The following is an 18168-nucleotide window of genomic DNA, read 5'->3' as shown; positions in this document are numbered from 1 at the left end:
GGCAACGAAAGGACGACGATGAACAAGGCGATAGCGATGATGGGCCTGCTGGTTTTCCTGGCGCTGGGATCTCTGCCCTGCGCGGCGGCCGAGATGACGGTCCAGAAAGCCCAGATGATTCTCAAACATTTGAATTATTTCCCCGAAGCTGTGGACGGCAGCCTGGGCCCGGCGACCCGGAAAGCCGTCCGGACCTTTCAGGCCGATAACGACCTGACGCTCACCGGTCGGCTGGATGCGAACACCTGCGCCCTTCTCAAATCGGAGGAAGAGCGGATCACCCGGGAGTTCGAACGGAAGAAGCTGGAGGAGCAGACCCGAAAGGCTCAAGCCCGGCTGGCGGAACTCGGGTATTACCGGGGGCCGGTGACCGGACGCAAGGGGGACATCCCCCAGACCGATCTGGTGGCCTTTCAGATGGTTCACGCCCTCACGGTCACCGGAGACCTGGACGCCGCCACCGTCGACCGGCTGCTCAGCGACCAGGCCCTTCCCAAACCGGCGCCGGAACCGGAGAAGGAGCCCGTCGCGTCGCCGGAACCCGTGGCGACGCCCCAGCCTCCGGCGATCCGGCGGACCGCACCCTATCTGACCGCGGCCGTGGGCGCCCTGTGTTACCGGCCCCATTCGGGTTACGACAGCACCGATTACGACGCCCTCAACCGGACCCTGAACCCCGATGAGGCCGTGCGGTACCAAAGCGAATCGCTGGTATTCACCCGCGTGACCGTCCATGATGACGACGATTATGTTTATGGAGCCACCAGCCGTCTGACCGGCGGGGACAAGGCGGCGGACGCCCTGGGGCTCGGCTGGGCCTTCGAGCTGAAAAAGCGCCCCTTTGTCGTGCATGTGGATTATGTGGAGGTGGAATCGGGGGCGGTGTTCGGCGGATTGGAACACACCATTGAAAGCCGGAGTCTCGAAGCGGAATGGCTGCTGCGGTATCGTCCGGGGCTGGACGCGGGGCTGAACGTCAGTCATGAGATCTATCCGACCCTGGTTTCCTGTCGGGCCGCGGACGCCGCCTTGCGGGCCATCCGGTTTGATGAGGATTTTCAGCTGAGTACGGTCAATCTGGCGCTGCGCTACGACAGCCTGGCTGCAGGCAAGGGGCCGGTTTTCGGTCGGGGGCATCTGGTTCCCTACCTGACGGCGGGGTTTTATGGCGGCCTGGCTCTGGGTACGGTGTCCGACGGGGTGATCGACGCCCTGAGCCGGGATCTGGATCATCGCTTTTCATCGTCGCTGATCCGGTTCAATGTCAAGGTCAGTCCCGAAGCGGGCCTGGTCTACAGGCGGGTGCGCAAAACCGGAACGATGAACCTCACCCTGGGTTACGGCCTGTCCGTTCACTGGCCCGTCTGGGAACTGCCCGGAGATTCCGATGACGACGAGGTGCGGTTCTACCGACGAAATCTTTCCCACGGACCGGTTTTGGGCCTTCACATGGTGTTCTGATCCTGATCGGCGGACACGTCGGGTTCACCGGAGGGACGGCGCCTCAGCCAACGCTGTCTGCGAAGTCTGAAGACCTGGGCGTGGAGCACATACTGATGGATGTGTTCCTCAAGGGTGGGATCAAGGTCCACAAAACGGCAGTGACAGGTACTCTCACCTGAGATCCGGAGGATTTCCGCCCGGGCTTCCAGAGCGAATCCCTTGCGTCCGGGCAGGGTCATGGCCAGACACTGACGGTCTCCGGCGCGCCCCCTGTCCCAGTCGAAGGACAGTCCCCCGGCGCTGATGTTCCGCATCAGAACCCGGTGCTCACCGAAGCGACCGAAAATCGGGTTGTCCGTGTCGGTATCCAGCCTGAAACTCATGCGCCGGTTGTCGCTGTCGAGATCGATGGTCGGCGTCTCAGATGTTTTCTTTTTCCAGAACAAATTCCACCCTCCTGTTGATGGCCCGGTTGGGCTCCGAGGTGTTGGGAACCAGGGGAAACATGTCTCCGAATCCGGTGGCGGTCAGCCGTTTCGGCGAAACGCCCTGCCTGATCAGGTATTTCAGCACGGCGGTGGCCCGAATGGCCGACAGTTCCCAGTTCGATTCAAACATCGGCGTCGAGATCGGCACATTGTCCGTGTGGCCCTTGATGTTGATGTTGTACTCGCTGTATTCGCCGAGGATGCTGATCACTTCGTCGAGGATCGGTTCGGCCGTGGGACTCAGGCGGGCCGATCCCGTGGCAAACAGCACCTTGCCCCGGATGCGGATCACGATCTTTCCGTCGAGGACCTCGAGCACCACGAAGTCGCCCAGATGTTTCTGGGTGATGTACTGGTTGATGTCCTCGAGGATGTCCTCGGTGTTCTCGGTCTGGCCGGGCGGCGTTTTTTCCGGTTTGGGCTTGAGGCCCGTCAGCTGTTCGATGGTCAGTTCCGTCTGCATGATGTCGGGGATTTCGATGAATTCCAGGAGGGTCGACGTGGGCTCGCCGGTGCCGGGATTGACCCTTATCGATTCGAGGATTTCTTTGTATTTCTCCACGTTGAAGGTCGACAGCGAGAACAGGAGCACGAAAAAGACCAAAAGAAGGGTCATCAGATCGGCGAAGGTCACCAGCCAGTCGGCGACGCCGTCTTCGTCGGTCAACGATTCCGTGATCGGGGCCTCTTTCATCATTTGATCACCATCTTGTGCAGGGGCACCCGGCTGTGGGCCGGAATGAAGGATGACAGCTTCTCGTAGACGATCATCGGGTTGTTGCTTTCAAGGACCGAGATCGAACCTTCGAGCATGATTTCCAGATTGATCACCTCCATGACGGTCCGGGATTTCAGCTTGCCGGCGATGGGCAGGAAAACCAGGGTCGAGGCCAGCGAGCCGTAGAAGGTGGTGAGCAGGGCCACGGCCATGGCCGGTCCGATGGTGGTGGGGTCGTTCAAGGTGCTGAGCATCTGGACCAGACCGATGAGGGTTCCCAGCATGCCGAAGGCCGGGGCGTAGGTACCCATTTTCCGGAACACGTCCTGAACGATGAAATGGCGCATCTTCAGGGATTCGATTTCCGTCTGGAGCGAGGCCCTTATCATCTCTTCCTCGGACCCGTCGGCGATCAGGCCGCAGGCCTTTTTCAAAAACAGCGAATCGGTTTTCACATTGCTCAGCTCGAGGATGCCCTGCCGTCGGCTGATATGGCAGAGCTTGAGCATGGTGGCCAGGATTTTGTTGGGGTCTTCCTTGTCCTTGGAAAAGACGAAATAGGCGGCCTTGAAGGCGGCCACCACATCCTTGAAGGCGAAGGTGATCAGGGTGGTGGCGATGGTGCCGCCGAACACGATCATCAGACCGGGGACATTCATGAAATTATGAATGTCCCCCCCCAGATAGATGGCGCTGAAAATCAGCAGAAGGCCGGAAATGATTCCGGTGAGTGACGCAAGATCCATGGCGAAATCCTCAAACGGGCCGGATGTGAACGTGAACGGCTGGAAAAGATGAAAAAACGGGATTATACTATCACGGTGAACGGGGTTGGGTCAAGGTAAGGCGAAGGGCACGGACCACGGACTGACACGGACATGCACGGACACACACGGACGGTCGTGAACACCGCTCCGAAGGACAAGACCGTGTCAGTCCGCGCCTGTCCGTGGTTCGTGCGCGCCGTCCGGCACGACATCCCCGGAAATCACCCGGTGAATCCGGCCGTCACGATCCTGAAGAATCAAGACCCCCTCGTCGTCCACGTCCGTGACCCGGCCCCTGAGTGCGGCGTCGAGCAGATATACGGTCACCGTGCGTCCGATCAGGTCGGACAAGGCTTTCCACCGTGTCATCAGGTCGGGAAACCCCTGGTTCTGGATCTGGTCGTAGGCCGCTTCGACATGGGCCAGAATCCCGGCGACGAGGTCCGGCCTGCTCCAGCGTCTGCCGCTTTCGATCAACAGGGAGGTGGCGAGCCGCCGGATCTCCGGGGCGAAATGGTCCACCGGGCTGTTGACGTTTAGCCCCAGGCCCACCACCACCACATCCACCTGATCCATTTCCATGGTCATTTCGGTGAGGATGCCCGCCAGCTTTTTCCCGTCAATGAGCAGATCGTTGGGCCATTTGATGTTCACCGGCAGGCCGGTGAGTTCGATCAGGGCTTCGGCCACGGCCACGGCGGTCATCAGGGTCAGGCGGGAGGCCGCAGCGGGGCTCATGCGGGGACGCAAAACCATGGACAGGCAGATACCCTCGCCGGTCGGGGACAGCCAGCTTCGGCCTTTGCGGCCCCGGCCTTCGGTCTGCTGCTCGGCGATGATCAGGGTGCCTTCCCCGGCCCCCCGGGCGGCCAGGACCTTGGCCTGGTCGTTGGTGGAGCCGATAACCGGGTGGTAATCGATTGTTGTTCTGCCGAAGGTCCGGGTGGTGAGACGGTGGCGGATCTCACCGGGCAGCAGGAGGTCAGGCGTGCCGGCGAACAGATACCCCTTGCCCGGCGATGCGCTGATGGCGTAGCCTTTCTGCTTGAGCACCGCCACATGCTTGGATACGGCGGCCCGGCTGATGTGAAGCGTCCGGCTCAGATCTTCGCCGGATACATAGTCTCCGGCCCGGCTGCGAAGGATATCGAGCAGTGTGTCCCGTGTGTCCATGGCTGAAGGGTCCCGTGCCGAATCAGTCTTCGTCGCTTTTGACGATGAATTCGCTGAGCTTGTCGCAGAGACTTTCCGGCCAGACCTCGCCGGCGAGAAACAGTTCTTTCTCCTCCTCGGTCAGGCTGTTGCGCAAGCTGGGGGGCAGGCTTTTGTATGCCGCCTGCCGTTCGTCCCGATCCTTTTTACTGAGCGTCGTGTGTCCCATATCCGTCCCTTTTTATGGCGATTGTGTGATCATGCCGCTTTTTAGCACAGCGCCGCCTTGAGTGCAATTGCTCAGTTGGCAGAGGTCAGATCCGCCGGAATCCGGTCGGTCAGGGCTTTGGTGATCATGCTCAGACTCGATCCCGGAAGCATTTTGCAGTTCGTGTCGTATTTTTTGCAAAGACGCTTGATCGTCCGGCAGGCATTGTGGCTGTTGCAGTTGACCGGGCAGAGGACCAGGTCGGCCTGGGCCACCATGTCGTCGATTTTTCGTGTGCCGCTTTTCATGTAGCCGTCGTGGTAGATGAACTCATGGCCGGAGGCTTCGACCAGATTCCGGTAGAAGGGTTCAAGCTTGGTGATGCCCCCCACCATCAGAACCCGGCGCGGACAGTGCGTGCAGTCCCGGCAGCAGGCCGGCTCATCCCCGGGCGTTTTGGAATCGTCGGCCCGGGGGCAGATCAGACGGCGGACCTCCTCGCTGAGCAGCCGGTTGTCCGATTCCAGTTCGAAAGACCGGATTTCCAGTGTGCGTTTTTGACGCTCCAGGTGCCGTTTTTCCTCCTCGGCCCGGGCCAGATCGGCCTTGAGTATTTTCAGCGCGTCGTCCCGGTAATCGGGCGCCGGGTATTTCGGGTGCGGGGGTGGAGCGGGCCGGTTCTGCCGCCGGGCTTGATCGTCCAAGTCCTTCCGGGCCTGCCTCAACTGACGGGTCACATCCCCGCATTTCTTTTTCTCCCGGTTCAGCAGGGCGGCCAGGCGGCGGTTCACATGAATCTGATCATCGATTTTTCGGCGAGCCCGGAGGATGTCGGTCATGTTGGTGTGGCAGAGCATGTGGAGATCACCGAAGGCCTTGACCTTCAGGGACTGCCCCACGTCGCTCCGGGCGCAGATCGTGAAAAAAAGGCCCTCGATTTCGCCGGAAGCGCAGGCCGGGGCCCAGGCGTTTTCCAGCTCTGCGGGACCCAGGACCCCGTACCGGGCGATGGCCCTGCGGTGTTTGTGACGGATGAACCGGTCCGCCCGGCGCGATGTCGGATTGTCCGAATCCAGAGCTTCCATCAGGGTGTGGTGGATCTGATAATCGGTTAAGGTCCGGGGGTCATGACCGCTTTTTTTCAGAATTGCCGCCTGTTCGCCCACCGTCAGGCAGGCGCCGATCACCGGGCAGCGGAAATTGGGGAACAGCTCCCACAGGGGAGCTATGATGCCGGGAGAACCGGATGCCGTTGGCTCAACGAGGCTCATGATCATGGGGTGTCTCCTTATGAATGTGATGATCCGATGATCGGATCGGGGTCAATGGGTCGTGCCGGGCGGTCCGGCCTCGTGCATCCGAGGTCTTTCGGACGAGGGACAGGACCGTGAGGCGACGTATGTTAGATATATCAAACAAAATAATATGGCAATAAAAAAATACGTTATGTCGAATCATGCGGCGCGGCCCGGCCATCATCATGAAAAAAGGGTGATTTCAAAGGGTAAACTGTGTTATGGCTGGTGATGGTCACGTCCGGATCGGGGAACCGGGCGGCCGGTCGCCACAGACCGGCCATGACGGCGGCTGCGTCATCACGTTCAGCAAAGGATTATCGACGGCATGAAACCATCCGACACCGGAGTGCGCCTCTCCCAGAAGGAAAAAAGTCAGTTGATGCGACAGCGCCTGATCGAGGCCACCCTCGACTGCCTTCAGATGTACGGGTTTCACGGAGCGTCCCTGTCCCGGATTCTGGACAGGGCCGCGGTTTCCCGGGGGGCCTGGCGTCACCATTTCCAGAGCAAGAACGATCTGGTGGCCGCCGCTTCGGAGTACCTGCTGTCCACGGCCCTGGACCGGGCCGGGCGGATCGCCGGGGAACTGTCCGAACAGACCGCCGGGCCGGCCGACCTGCTCGAGATGATCTGGGATCGTTTTTATCAGGGCCGTTATCGGGACGTCTGGGTGGAGTTCAACGTGGCCTGCCGGACCGATGCCGAACTTTCAGACCGCCTTGCGCCGGTGATCCGGCATTTTTTCGACGAGATGGACAGGATCTGGGAGACCCGGCTGTCCCACCTGTCCCGCCCGGGGCTGTCGGCCCGCACCGTGATGAACCTGTCGCTTTACCTGCTCCGGGGACTTGCCTTCCAATCGGTTTCCCTGGATCGACCCGACCACTATCGGGAGATGCGGGACAGCTGGACGGCTGTGCTGCTCCGGCTCCTCGAGGCCCCCGATACGGCTCCCTCAAAGTGACCTTAGGGCAACTGCCCTGAACCATACAAAATTCTTGACTTCATTCGATGAACCTGATTGGATGGTCAAAAAAACATACCGATCAGTTTGTTTTTATCAACCTCGCCAACCAAAAAGGAGAGCCAGATGTCAGACACCGGCAGACAGTACACAGCGGACGTGGTGGTTATCGGCGGAGGACTTGCAGGGATGGTTACGGCGTTTGAACTGCTGGACCTCGGCAAGCAGGTGGTGATTCTCGACCGGGACACCCCGGACAAATTCGGCGGTCTGGCCAAGGATTCTTTCGGGGGAATCATGATGGTCGACACCCCCCTTCAACGAAAAAGCGGCATCAAGGACTCGCCGGAGCTGGCCCTTGCCGACTGGCACAGCTACGCCCGGTTCGATCGGGACGCCCACTGGCCCAAACGATGGGCCGAATTGTACGTAAACCGGTCCCGGGATCTGATTCACGACTGGCTGGACCGTCGCAAAATCCGTTTCCTTCCCGTGGTCAACTGGCCCGAGCGGGGGCTGTACTGCCCCGGCAATTCGGTGCCCCGCTGGCACATCGCCTGGGGCACGGGCTACGGCATTATCGAGGCCGTCGAACGGGACCTTGCGGCCCATCCCAACCGCAAAAATCTGAAGCTCTGTTTCGGGCATCGGGTCAGCGGCCTGGATATGACAGACGGCCGGGTCACCGGGTGTCACGGCACCCTCGAAGGCACAAAAGACACCTTCCGGGCCACGGCCGGGGCCGTGGTGGCGGCGGCCGGCGGCATGTGCGGCGGTGATCTGTCCCGGGTCCGCAGGCACTGGTACAAACCCTGGGGCAGCCCGCCGTCCACCCTTCTCAACGGGTCCCATCCTTACGCCGACGGCTTGATCCATGACTGCATCGAGGGCCTCGGCGGCAACATCACCCATCTGGACAAACAGTGGCATTACGCGGCGGGGATCGCCTACCCCAAGGCCGCCATGCCCAACAAGGGCTTAAGTCTGGTCCCCCCCCGGTCGGCTCTGTGGATGAATGCTCTGGGCCGGAGGATCATGGGGCCCCTGCCCCTTGTGGGCTACACGGACACCCGCTATCTGGTCGAACAGATTCTCCGACAGCCCGGCCAGTACTCCTGGCATGTGATGAACTGGAAAATCGCAATCAAGGAGCTGGCGGTGTCCGGCAGCGAACACATGAAGGCCTTCCGGTATAAAAACAAGGTGAAGCTGGTCAAGGACGTGCTCTTCGGCAACACCGAGCTGGTCAATCGCCTGATCGGCGAATCGGCCGATATCGTCACGGCCGACAACCTGGACGACCTGGTGCGGCGCATGAACAGCATGGACAACGAATACATGGTCGACGCCGAGGCCTTCAAGGCGGACATAAGGGCCTACGACGACCACATAAGGCGGGGGCCCGCCTATCACAACGACGATCAGCTGAGGCGCATCGCCAACTTTCGCACCTACCGGGGGGATAAGATCCGCATGTGCAAATTCCAGATGATCGATGATCCCAGGGCCCGGCCCCTGATCGCCATCCGCCAGTTTATCCTCAGCCGGAAAAGTCTGGGCGGGGCCCAGACCGATCTGTCCTGCCGGGTGCTCACCAAAAACGGCGATCCTGTTCCCGGGCTGTTCGCCGTGGGCGAAACGGCCGGATTCGGCGGCGGCGGCATCCACGGCCAGGGCTCTCTGGAAGGCACCTTCCTGGGCAGCTGTGTTTTGACAGGGCGGATTGCGGCCCAGGCCGTCTGCGGCCGGACATTGTGATTTGCATTCCTGGATTTTTGTGGCATGATGGGGGTCATATCTTCCGGGAATCCCCGGTCTTTCGATATTATGAAGGCCATTAACCCCCATATGAGGTGAGGCGTATGGACATGAAGCGCGCCGATTTCGCCGGGAGCTGGTATCCGGCCACCGCCCCGGCCTGCGAAAAGGAAATCCTTGAGTTTCTTGACGATACATCGATAAGGCCGCTGCCGGAGAAGGCGTATCGGGCCGGTATTGTGCCCCATGCAGGCTGGTTTTTTTCCGGAGCCCTTGCCTGTCGGGTGATTCACACCCTCCGGTCCGGAGGTGTCCCCGACGTCATCGTCCTGTTCGGCAAGCATCTGGGCCCCCGTGATTCGGCCACGGTGATGGTCAAGGGCGGCTTGGAAACCCCCTTCGGCCCCATCGCCATCCACGAACCTTTTGCCCTGTCCCTGGCCGACACGCTGAACCTGTCCATCGAAGGCACGTCCTCTGCCCGGCCCGAAAACACCCGGGAACTTCAGTTTCCCTTTATCCGGTATTTTTTTCCCGACGTGCCCATTGTCCCCGTGGGAGCCCCTCCCGCCCCCCTGTCGGCGACCATTGGCCGGGAAACGGTTCGGATGGCCCGGGCCATGGGGCTTTCCCTGCGGGTGATCGGCTCCACGGACCTGACCCATTACGGACCGAATTACGGTTATTCCCCGGCCGGACGGGGGGCGCAAGCGGTGGACTGGGTCAAACAGGAAAACGACCGCCGCATGATTGACCGGATGCTGGCCATGGATGAACAGGGGATCCTCAACGAAGCCCTGACCGCCTACAACGCCTGCTGCCCGGGGGCCGTGGTGGCCGCTGTGGCCGCCGCCCGGGCCATGGGGGCCGAGCATGGCGACCTGGCCGGCTACACGACCAGTTACGACAAGCGGCCCGACGACAGTCTGGTCGGCTACGCGGGGGTGCTGTTTTCATGACGGAAGACCCGTTAAAGGCTTCGAGCCTGAAACGACAGTTCCTGAGATTCAAGAATGTTCATCTGGTTCATTTCACGGTCGTCGATGGAACGGGAAATCTTGTTGGCGAGGGCCTTGGAAAGACCCTGAACGTCAGCATGGGCGGAGCTTTGATCGGCATCGAGGATCTGATCGATGATGAGGCGGCGATTGTGTTGCTGGAGATGGCCTTCGACGATCGACTGTTTACACTCAAAACCCGGGTGGTGTTCACACGGCGCACAGGAAATCGCCGAAGCGAAATCGGGGTGCAGTTTCTGGATGTGTCGGAGCAGATGAAAGACGACATCGGGGCCTTTCTGAGCCGTTTCAATGCGGAAACGGGGCAGCGCCGAGCGCTCCTGCGCGAACCCCTGTCGGGTATCCGGAACGTGGTCTTGACCTTGTCAAAAGAACACCGGATTATCAACGATTATGTGGCGGTCTGCCGAAACATGCTCGAGAAAAGGCATCAGGGCGATACGGTTCAGAGCCTTCTCATCCTGTTCCAGAACATGCAGAAGGATCTGGACGCCCATTTTGACTTCGAGGAACGGATTCTTTTTCAGGCGGCCGTGTCGGGGGATTGTCCCAAGGAGCTTTATGCGCTGGTGGAGACATTGAAAGCGGATCACAACGCCATCTTGCGGCAGTTGACACCTTTGATCGCCCATCTTGAATCCCTGGTCGTGAACCGGCGGACCATGGATCAGGTTTCCCACGGCAAAATCGATTCCTTCATGATTCTGATCCGGCACCATGCCCGGAATGAAATGCTCGAGCTGTTTCCCCGCATCGATGCCGACCCGAATAAGATCATTGAGTTGAATCGCCTGATTTCCGAGAAGAAGAATCGAAACGATTGAAAGGGGGGCGCTCATGGTGATCGGTATCGCACGCATCGAATGGCGCATTCACGGCTGCCGTTCCCTCAAGGAGAAACGGAAAGTCGTCACCGCCGTCATCACCCGGCTTCGAAACGCCTTCAACGCCTCGGTGGCTGAAACAGACTTCAATGATGTGTACCAAAAAGCCGAGATCGGGGTGACCATGGTGGGCAACGACCAGCAGGTGATCAACGCCAAGATGGACAAACTGCTGGATATGGCCGAGGATCTGAACCTGGCCGAGATGCTGAGCGCCGACATCGAGTTCATGCACCTGTGACGCACCCGTCAGGTGCCGGTTCAATGCGGTTCCGGCCGCAGGACTTGGCGGCGTAAAGCAGGCCGTCGACTTTCTTGAACAGGTCCATGGCCGTTTCCCCGCGGTATTCGGCGACCCCGCCGCTCATGGTGATGGGGTCGAGGTTTGCCCACGTGATCTCGGCGATGCTCCGGCGGATGCGCTCGGCGATCAGACGGGCGCCCGGAAGGTCCGTGCTCGGCAGCAGCAGAATGAATTCCTCGCCCCCGAAACGTCCGGCCAGATCAATGTCCCGGATGTTTTCCCGCAGCACCCGGGCCACGGTCTGCAAGACCAGATCCCCCACATGGTGGCCGTGGTTGTCGTTGATCTGCTTGAAATGATCCAGGTCGAACATGATCAGTGAAAACGTGGTGCCGTAACGGCCGGCTTTGCGGATTTCCTCGTCGAGCCGCCGGTTGATGTGGCCCCGGTTGCAGAGGCCCGTGAGGGCGTCGGTGATGGACAGGCGCTCAAGCTTGTCGTTGGCCTTTTTGAGTTCCTCGATCAACTGTTCCCGTTCCCGGTCGGCGGCCTTGCGCCGGGTGATGTCGACCATGACCCCCACCACACCGGTCACCCGGCCCTGATCGTCGATGACGGGGGCCCGGTTGAACAGAAAATCCCTCCGGGTTCCGTCGGGGCAGGGCACCTGACCTTCGTACACCTGGATGCCTGGACGGTCGAACAGCTCCGAATCCCTGGCCATGTATTCCGCGATCAGATCGTCGGGTACGATCCCCTCCATGTCCTTGAACGTGGCCCCTGGAATCTGCTGGTCGGTCATGCCGAGAACCAGTTGGGCAAAGGCCCGGTTGCAGCCCCGGTACACCCCGTCCTTGTCTTTGAAATAGACGGGGTTGGGCATGGTGTCGAGCACCGTGCGCAGCTGGTCGTTGAGATCCTTCATGGCCAGATTTTTTTTCTCGATCCGGTCGTCGAGCAGGCGGTTGATTTCTTCGAGGGCGCGCCGCTGTGTGATCAGTTTTCGAATGATCAGGATCGACCCGGCAAGCAGCAGAACAAAGAGGACGGCAAGCGGGGGCAGCAGCGGGTGATCGATGATCCGGAAGCCCGTCGGGCAAACGGTCGACGGCAGGGGGGGGCTCGCCGTCGGTTCGGGGCCGGTCTGGCCGAGGCCGGGGCACGCCAAGACCATTAGCATCACCCCGAAAAAAAGGGGGCCGGCGGTACGCGCCGTCAATCGTCTGACATCGATCCTTATCATTATCCCCTCACCTGTTGACGGCGGCCACCGGTCCGATGGGCGGACGTGATCGCCTGTTGACACAACCTGCCGATTATAGCACCCCATTTTTACGAGGGCAATCACGGGTTGGGATTTTCGACGGGGGACTCACATGTATCGTATTTCCTCCTTTGGGACGTGTGTCACGAGCAGGTTCTCAATGGTGGTGTTAGGCTTTGACAAATCATGTTTTCTTCGTGCTCTTCGTGTGCTTCAGGGAGCGCAGCGACCGGGTGGTTGAATGATTTAACCACGAAGGTCACGAAGAGCACGAAAAAAAAGAGCCAGAGCTCTTTTCTATCATGATCTTGGATACAGATAAGACGATACAGGTTAGATGGTCCGGCCTGCCGTGCTCGTGAACGTGAACATGCACGTGAACGAATGTTGCATCTGATTGCCCTGGGGAGTTCCATGGGTTGACTTTAATGCGGACTTCACATTAAAACACCAGGGTCAATCGAACACTCACATGAACACCCGGGGCGGCGGGTGGGCCTTGAAGGATAGCAGCCATGAAATTTATCGCGGATCTTCACATCCACTCCAAGTATTCCCGGGCCACGGCGGGGAATCTGGACCTGGAACATCTGTATGTGGAAGCCCGGAAAAAGGGCATCCAGGTGGTGGGCACGGGGGACAGCACCCATCCGGCCTGGTTTGCCGAACTGAAGGACAAGCTGGTGCCCGACGAGGAGGGGCTGTTTCGCCTGAGGCCGGACCTTGAGGCCGCCTGCGACCGTCTGGTGCCGCCGTCCTGCGCTGGCCCGGTCCGTTTTATGCTGGAATCGGAAATCAGCTCGATTTACAAAAAGAACGGCAAGACCCGGAAAAACCACAACCTGGTGTACTTCCCGGATTTCGACAGCGCCGGGCGTTTCAACGCGAAGCTGGACGTGATCGGCAACATCCGTTCGGACGGCCGGCCCATCCTGGGCCTGGACGCCCGGAACCTTCTGGAAATCCTCCTTGAAAATGATCAGCGGTCTTTTTTGATCCCCGCCCACATCTGGACCCCCTGGTTTTCCCTTCTGGGATCACGGTCCGGTTTCGACAGCCTTTCCGAATGCTTCGAAGATCTCACCGGCGAGATTTTCGCCGTGGAAACCGGCCTGTCCTCGGACCCGTCCATGAACTGGCGGGTGTCCTTTCTGGATCATCTGACCCTGGTGTCCAATTCCGACGCCCATTCCCCGGCCAAGCTGGGCCGGGAGGCCAACCTGTTCGATACGGACATGAGCTATCCGGCCATCGTCAGCGCCCTCAAGAGCGGTGGCCCCGACCGTTTTCTCGGCACCCTGGAATTTTTCCCCGAAGAAGGCAAATATCACCACGACGGACACCGCCAGTGTCAGGTGCGCCTCAGTCCCGAGGAGTCGGTGCGGCGGCGGGGGATCTGTCCTTCCTGCGGCAAACCCCTGACCCTGGGCGTCAACTACCGGATCCTTGAGCTGGCGGATCGAAAGGAAGGCGAGCGCCCGGCGGTGACCCATCCCTATCACAGTATCATCCCGCTCAATGAGGTGATGGCGGAGATTCTCGGCTGCGGGGTTCAGACCAAAAAGGTCGGCCAGGCCCTGGCCCGGGCCGTGGAGATCCTGGGGCCGGAGCTTGTGATTCTCCGGGATCTGTCCGTGTCCGACATCCGGCAGGCGGGCATCCCGCTGCTGGCCGAGGCCATCGAGCGGATCCGCAGCACCCGGTTGAACATTCAGCCGGGTTACGACGGAGAATACGGACGGATCCGGATTTTCACCGACGATGAACGGGAGGAGCTGATGGGACAGACCATGATGTTCTCCTTCCTGGGCTCCGAAGATCCCGGCGGTTTTTTCCCGGCGGGCAGCCGCAAGCATCAGGGCCATGTGCCCAAAGCCGAATCCGGTAAAGCCGAGGCGGAAAAGGACCCCGAATCGCTCAACGACCATCAGCGCCGGGTGGTGACCCATCCCGGCGGCCCCCTTCTGGTGGTGGCCGGTCCCGGTACCGGAAAGACCCATACCCTGATCCGGAAAATCGGCCGGCTGATCGAGCATCAGAACGTCGATCCCCGGCAGGTTCTGGCCATCACCTTCACGGTCCGGGCGGCCCGGGAGATGGAAGAACGCCTGTCGGCCCGCATCGAGGGCCCCCTTCCCCTGGCCACGACCTTCCACGCCCTGGGTCACGCCCTGCTGTCCGAATGGCACAGGGATGAGCCGGTCGTGTCCATCGTCGATGAGACCGATCGAATGACTCTGATTCGAGAGGTTCTGGACCGCCGTCCGGGGACGGGGATTGGCGCCGCCCGCCTTCTGAGTGTGATCGAACGGGCCAAACAGGCCGTCCTGGGACCGGACGATGTGTCGGACGATGAGGCCGGAGCGGATCCGGACGCGGTCCGGGAACTCTTCCGGGACTACCAGGACCGTCTTTCCCGGGACCTTCTTCGGGATTACGATGATCTTTTGTGCGACACGGTCCGGCGGCTGGAGTCCGATGCCGATCTTCGCGAACAGTGCCGGAGGCGCTTCACCCATGTGTTCGTCGATGAATATCAGGATCTGAACCATGCCCAGTACCGGCTGGTCCGGGCCCTTTGCCCCCCGGACGGGCACATCACCGTCATCGGCGATCCGGACCAGGCCATCTACGGGTTCCGGGGCTCGGATGCGGGGTATTTTTTGCGTTTTCAGGACGATTTTCCCGGCGCGGAAACGGTCCGGCTGACCCGGAACTACCGGTCCACGGAAACCATTCTGGAGGGCGCGTTTGAGATGATATCCCGGGGCGGAGACCACGGGGCCCTTCCCCGGACGCCGGTGCATTCCGGCCGGGAGGGCGTCCGCACCATCACGGTTCTCGAAAATCCCAGTGAAAAGGCCGAAGGTACGGCCATCGGCAAATGCATCGAGCAGCTGATGGGGGGCACGGGATTCCATTCCATGGATTTTCAGACGGACATTCTTCCGGGGGATCTGAATCTGGGGTTTTCGGATTTTGCCGTGCTGACCCGCACGGGGGCCCAGGGGCGCATCATCGCCGAGGCCCTGGGCAGGGGCGGCATTCCCTGTCGTCACGTCAGCCGGGACGATCTGCTGACCCGGCCGTCGGTCATCGGTCTTCTGGCCGGATTGAAACACCTTGGGGGGCGGGCCTGTTCCGATCAGGAGATTCGAACCCTTTCCCGTCTGGTTCCCGAGGGTTTTTCCTCCGTGGACCCTCTGATCGCGGCGGGGCTTGCCGACCCGGCTGTGCCGGTTCGGGAACGCCTCGAGATTCTGGGCCGCCTTCCCGGTCTATCCGCCGCGGTTTCCGGTGACGACCGGGATGCCTTTGACCATCTGTTGGCCATGTCCGATCATTTCGGAAATGATCTGGGCGACTACCTTGACACCCTGAGGCTGGCCCAGGACGGGGATCTGGTTGACCTCCGGGCCGAAAAGGTGTCGATCATGACCATGCATGCGTCCAAAGGCCTTGAATTCAAAGTGGTGTTCATCGCCGGGTGTGAAGAGGGGCTCATCCCCTTCCGGAAGAGCGGCATGGCCGGTGATCCGGACGAGGAGCGCCGCCTGTTCTACGTGGCCATGACCCGGGCCCGGGACCTGCTGTTTTTGTCCTTTGCCCGAAAGCGCAGCCGGTTCGGACGGATTGAAACGACCACCCGGTCGCCCTTTCTCACGGACATCGACCGCAAGCGTCTTCGCTACGAGGTTCCGGTGTTTGCCCGCATGGAGCAGGCCCCGAAACCCGTTCAATTGTCTCTGTTCTGATGGGAGGCGCGGCGATGGGAGGCACGGCCGCCGTGATCGGCGCAGGCCCTGCGGGGCTGATGGCCGCCGAGGTGCTGCTCGAGGGCGGCCTGGACGTGACGCTTTATGAGGCCATGCCCCGGCCGGGCCTTAAGTTTCTGGTGGCGGGCAGGGGCGGACTGAATTATACGCGAAACGACCATCACGACGCCCTCATTGCCGCTTACGGCAGCGCGGGCTCTCGGCTCGGACCCATTCTTTCAGCCTTCGGTCCCGATGATCTGCGGCGGTGGATGAGCCGCCTGGGGTTTGAGTCCTTCGAGGGCAATGCCCGCCGGGTGTTTCCCGTCATCATGGGCGCAACGCCCATTCTTCGCGCCTGGCTGGACCGTCTGACAGGCCAGGGCCTTTCTTTGTGCTGTCGCCATGTCTGGCGAGGCTGGGATTCCGATCAGAGCCTTGTTTTCGAGACCCCCCGGGGCCGTCGAACGGCCCGTGCGGATCTGGTGGTGCTGGCGATGGGCGGGGCCGCCCGGCCCCGGCTGGGGTCCACCGGCCTCTGGGCGGAGGTTCTGGCGCATCGCGGCGTCTCCGTCAACCCCTTCAAACCCGCCAATTGCGGCTTCGACGTGACCTGGTCCGATCACTTTCGCCAGCGGTTCAGCGGCCGGCCCATCAAGCCGGTGGTGCTGACCATAACCGATTCGGGCGGACGGAAGGTGGCGCGGAAGGGGGAGCTTCTGGTGACAAAGACCGGCCTCGAAGGCGGTTTGATCTACGGCCTGTCGGCGCCTTTGCGGGAGGCCGTCGCGGCCCGGGGAACGGTGACGGTTCATCTGGATCTTTGTCCGGATCGGACCGTGGAACACCTTGCGGCCCGGCTGGCCCAGCCCCGGGGGGCCCGGTCCCTGGCCGGCCATCTGGAACGGAAAACCGGTATCCGGGAGGTGAAGGCCGGTTTGATCCGGGAGGTTCTGTCGCCGCAACAGATGGCCGATCCGGCGCGTCTTACCTCGGTCATCAAGGCCTTGCCCCTGACCCTGACGGCCCCCCGGCCCCTGTCCGAAGCCATCAGCAGCGCCGGGGGGCTGCCGTTCGACCAGCTGGATGAGCACCTGATGATCCGCCGTCTGCCCGGGGTGTTCTGTGCCGGGGAAATGCTGGACTGGGAGGCGCCCACCGGCGGGTATCTGCTCACCGCCTGTTTCGCCCTGGGCCGGGCCGCCGGCCGTGGGGCTTTGGCCTGGTATCAGGCCAGAATGGGAGCCAGGACCTCGAAATGATCGAAGGGGGGCATTACGCAGGCCCCCTTGAAACGATCTCGGGCGATGGCCAGCATGTCCCGGGCGTTTTTCACGCCTTCGGCCACCGGATCTTTGGCGGTTTCCATGCGGCGGCGCAGGGATTCGGGCACGGCGATGCCCGAGACCCTGGTGTGAAGAAATTCGGCGTGACGGAAGGTCCGCAAGGGGAGAATGCCCAGAATCACCGGCAGGCCCATGGGTGTGACGGCATCGGCAATGGCGGCGGCGCCTTCCTCGTCGTAGACCGGCTGGGTCACTGCAAACTGTGCTCCGGCCCGGACCTTTTCCTCAAGACGCCGGACGGCCCTCTCGAAGCCGCCTTTGACCTCGGGCTTGGCATCGAAGACCACCCCGGTGTAAAGGCCCGCCTCACGGGCCATGGCAATCAGATCAAACACATCCACATCCCCCACATGGGACACCAGGCCCCGGTCGTGAAGGGCAATGCGGTCGCCGGTGGCCGCCATCACCGTGTCGAGTCCCAGTGCCCGGGCTCCCCAGAGCTCGCCCTGGACCGCGATGCGGTTGTGGTCGCGGACGGTTGCGTGGAGAATGGCCGGTCGGCCCACCCGGGTCCGGATCAGGTGACAGGTGGCCATGGCGCTCATGCGGGATTTGGCCACGGGATTGGTGGCCACGCTGAACCCGTCAAAGGCCAGGCCGGACAGGGACGACAGTTGGTCGAGCAGGGGGGCCGCATCCGGTCCGCCGGGGGGGACGACCTCCACGGTGGTGACGAAACGGTTCGGGTCGGCAAGCAGGGTTTTCATCAAAGGCTCCGTGGGTTTGACGGCTTCGTAAAAGGTCCGATCTTAAGCGTTACGCTTCATCCCTCGTCACTGAGGCGTACCTTCAGTACGCCTCATTCCTCGGGATTCGCAAGCCTTGATCTCGAACGTTTTCCGAAGCCGTCTTTCGTGACG

The 18168-nt window shown here is 61.3% G+C and carries 16 protein-coding genes; 8 read left to right on the top strand and 8 right to left on the bottom strand.

The genetic code is table 11. From position 1 onward, the window contains the following. Window positions 1–18: 18 nt before the first annotated feature. Entirely contained in the window at window positions 19–1461 is a 1443-nt protein-coding gene (locus tag ACYQ11_RS11140; protein WP_459923861.1) for a peptidoglycan-binding domain-containing protein, read from the top strand. Here the strand turns inward: ACYQ11_RS11140 and ACYQ11_RS11135 are convergent. The 6 genes from ACYQ11_RS11135 to ACYQ11_RS11110 form a co-directional block, all read right to left on the bottom strand. Beyond that, window positions 1446–1889, bottom strand: coding sequence for a PilZ domain-containing protein (locus ACYQ11_RS11135; RefSeq protein ID WP_459923860.1), 444 nt, complete (start codon window positions 1887–1889; stop codon window positions 1446–1448). The two genes, ACYQ11_RS11140 and ACYQ11_RS11135, sit on opposite strands and share 16 nt — an antisense overlap. Next, the gene (locus ACYQ11_RS11130) at window positions 1864–2628 is read right to left on the bottom strand and encodes an OmpA/MotB family protein (RefSeq protein WP_459923859.1); all 765 of its coding nucleotides are present in this window, start codon (window positions 2626–2628) and stop codon (window positions 1864–1866) included. Before ACYQ11_RS11130 ends, ACYQ11_RS11135 begins: the two co-directional genes overlap by 26 nt. After that, window positions 2625–3395 (bottom strand): motility protein A, encoded by a 771-nt coding sequence (locus ACYQ11_RS11125; protein ID WP_459923858.1) that lies wholly within the window; start codon window positions 3393–3395, stop codon window positions 2625–2627. The genes ACYQ11_RS11130 and ACYQ11_RS11125 overlap by 4 nt, the downstream gene beginning before the upstream one ends. 186 nt (window positions 3396–3581) lie before the next feature. Beyond that, a complete protein-coding gene (locus ACYQ11_RS11120; protein ID WP_459923857.1) occupies window positions 3582–4589 on the bottom strand; it encodes a biotin--[acetyl-CoA-carboxylase] ligase in 1008 nt (335 codons plus the stop codon). A 22-nt stretch (window positions 4590–4611) separates the two neighbouring features. Beyond that, window positions 4612–4797, bottom strand: a complete 186-nt coding sequence (locus ACYQ11_RS11115) for a hypothetical protein (protein ID WP_459923856.1) — start codon at window positions 4795–4797, stop codon at window positions 4612–4614. A 71-nt stretch (window positions 4798–4868) separates the two neighbouring features. After that, window positions 4869–6053, bottom strand: coding sequence for a DUF2325 domain-containing protein (locus ACYQ11_RS11110; protein WP_459923855.1), 1185 nt, complete (start codon window positions 6051–6053; stop codon window positions 4869–4871). Window positions 6054–6399: 346 nt separating this feature from the next. Between ACYQ11_RS11110 and ACYQ11_RS11105 the strand changes: the two genes are divergently transcribed. The 5 genes from ACYQ11_RS11105 (at window position 6400) to ACYQ11_RS11085 (ending at window position 10940) form a co-directional block, all read left to right on the top strand. Beyond that, window positions 6400–7038 (top strand): TetR/AcrR family transcriptional regulator, encoded by a 639-nt coding sequence (locus ACYQ11_RS11105; RefSeq protein WP_459923854.1) that lies wholly within the window; start codon window positions 6400–6402, stop codon window positions 7036–7038. Window positions 7039–7164: 126 nt separating this feature from the next. Further along, the gene (locus ACYQ11_RS11100; protein WP_459923853.1) at window positions 7165–8796 is read left to right on the top strand and encodes an FAD-binding dehydrogenase; all 1632 of its coding nucleotides are present in this window, start codon (window positions 7165–7167) and stop codon (window positions 8794–8796) included. Between the two features lie 104 nt (window positions 8797–8900). Then, window positions 8901–9755, top strand: a complete 855-nt coding sequence (gene amrB, locus ACYQ11_RS11095) for an AmmeMemoRadiSam system protein B (RefSeq protein ID WP_459923852.1) — start codon at window positions 8901–8903, stop codon at window positions 9753–9755. Then, complete coding sequence (locus ACYQ11_RS11090; protein WP_459923851.1) at window positions 9752–10639, top strand: hemerythrin domain-containing protein; 888 nt, start codon at window positions 9752–9754, stop codon at window positions 10637–10639. Before amrB ends, ACYQ11_RS11090 begins: the two co-directional genes overlap by 4 nt. A 13-nt stretch (window positions 10640–10652) precedes the next feature. Then, window positions 10653–10940, top strand: coding sequence for a DUF503 domain-containing protein (locus ACYQ11_RS11085; protein ID WP_459923850.1), 288 nt, complete (start codon window positions 10653–10655; stop codon window positions 10938–10940). On the opposite strand, the gene ACYQ11_RS11080 is transcribed toward ACYQ11_RS11085, so the two are convergent. Then, a complete protein-coding gene (locus tag ACYQ11_RS11080; protein WP_459923849.1) occupies window positions 10927–12117 on the bottom strand; it encodes a GGDEF domain-containing protein in 1191 nt (396 codons plus the stop codon). The two genes, ACYQ11_RS11085 and ACYQ11_RS11080, sit on opposite strands and share 14 nt — an antisense overlap. A gap of 605 nt (window positions 12118–12722) precedes the next feature. On the opposite strand from ACYQ11_RS11080, the gene ACYQ11_RS11075 reads away from it, so the two are divergent. Continuing rightward, entirely contained in the window at window positions 12723–15962 is a 3240-nt protein-coding gene (locus tag ACYQ11_RS11075) for a UvrD-helicase domain-containing protein (protein ID WP_459923848.1), read from the top strand. A 14-nt stretch (window positions 15963–15976) separates the two neighbouring features. Next, window positions 15977–17224 carry a TIGR03862 family flavoprotein gene (locus tag ACYQ11_RS11070; RefSeq protein WP_459923847.1) on the top strand — a complete coding sequence of 416 codons (1248 nt, stop codon included), beginning with the start codon at window positions 15977–15979 and terminating at the stop codon, window positions 17222–17224. Here the strand turns inward: ACYQ11_RS11070 and ACYQ11_RS11065 are convergent. Then, window positions 17191–18015 carry a methylenetetrahydrofolate reductase gene (locus ACYQ11_RS11065; protein ID WP_459923846.1) on the bottom strand — a complete coding sequence of 275 codons (825 nt, stop codon included), beginning with the start codon at window positions 18013–18015 and terminating at the stop codon, window positions 17191–17193. The two genes, ACYQ11_RS11070 and ACYQ11_RS11065, sit on opposite strands and share 34 nt — an antisense overlap. Window positions 18016–18168 lie beyond the last annotated feature (153 nt).

It is taken from the genome of Desulfatiferula olefinivorans, assembly GCF_054657895.1.
Note: the sequence above shows the minus strand (reverse complement) of the source record. Positions and strands in the feature narration are given on the sequence as shown.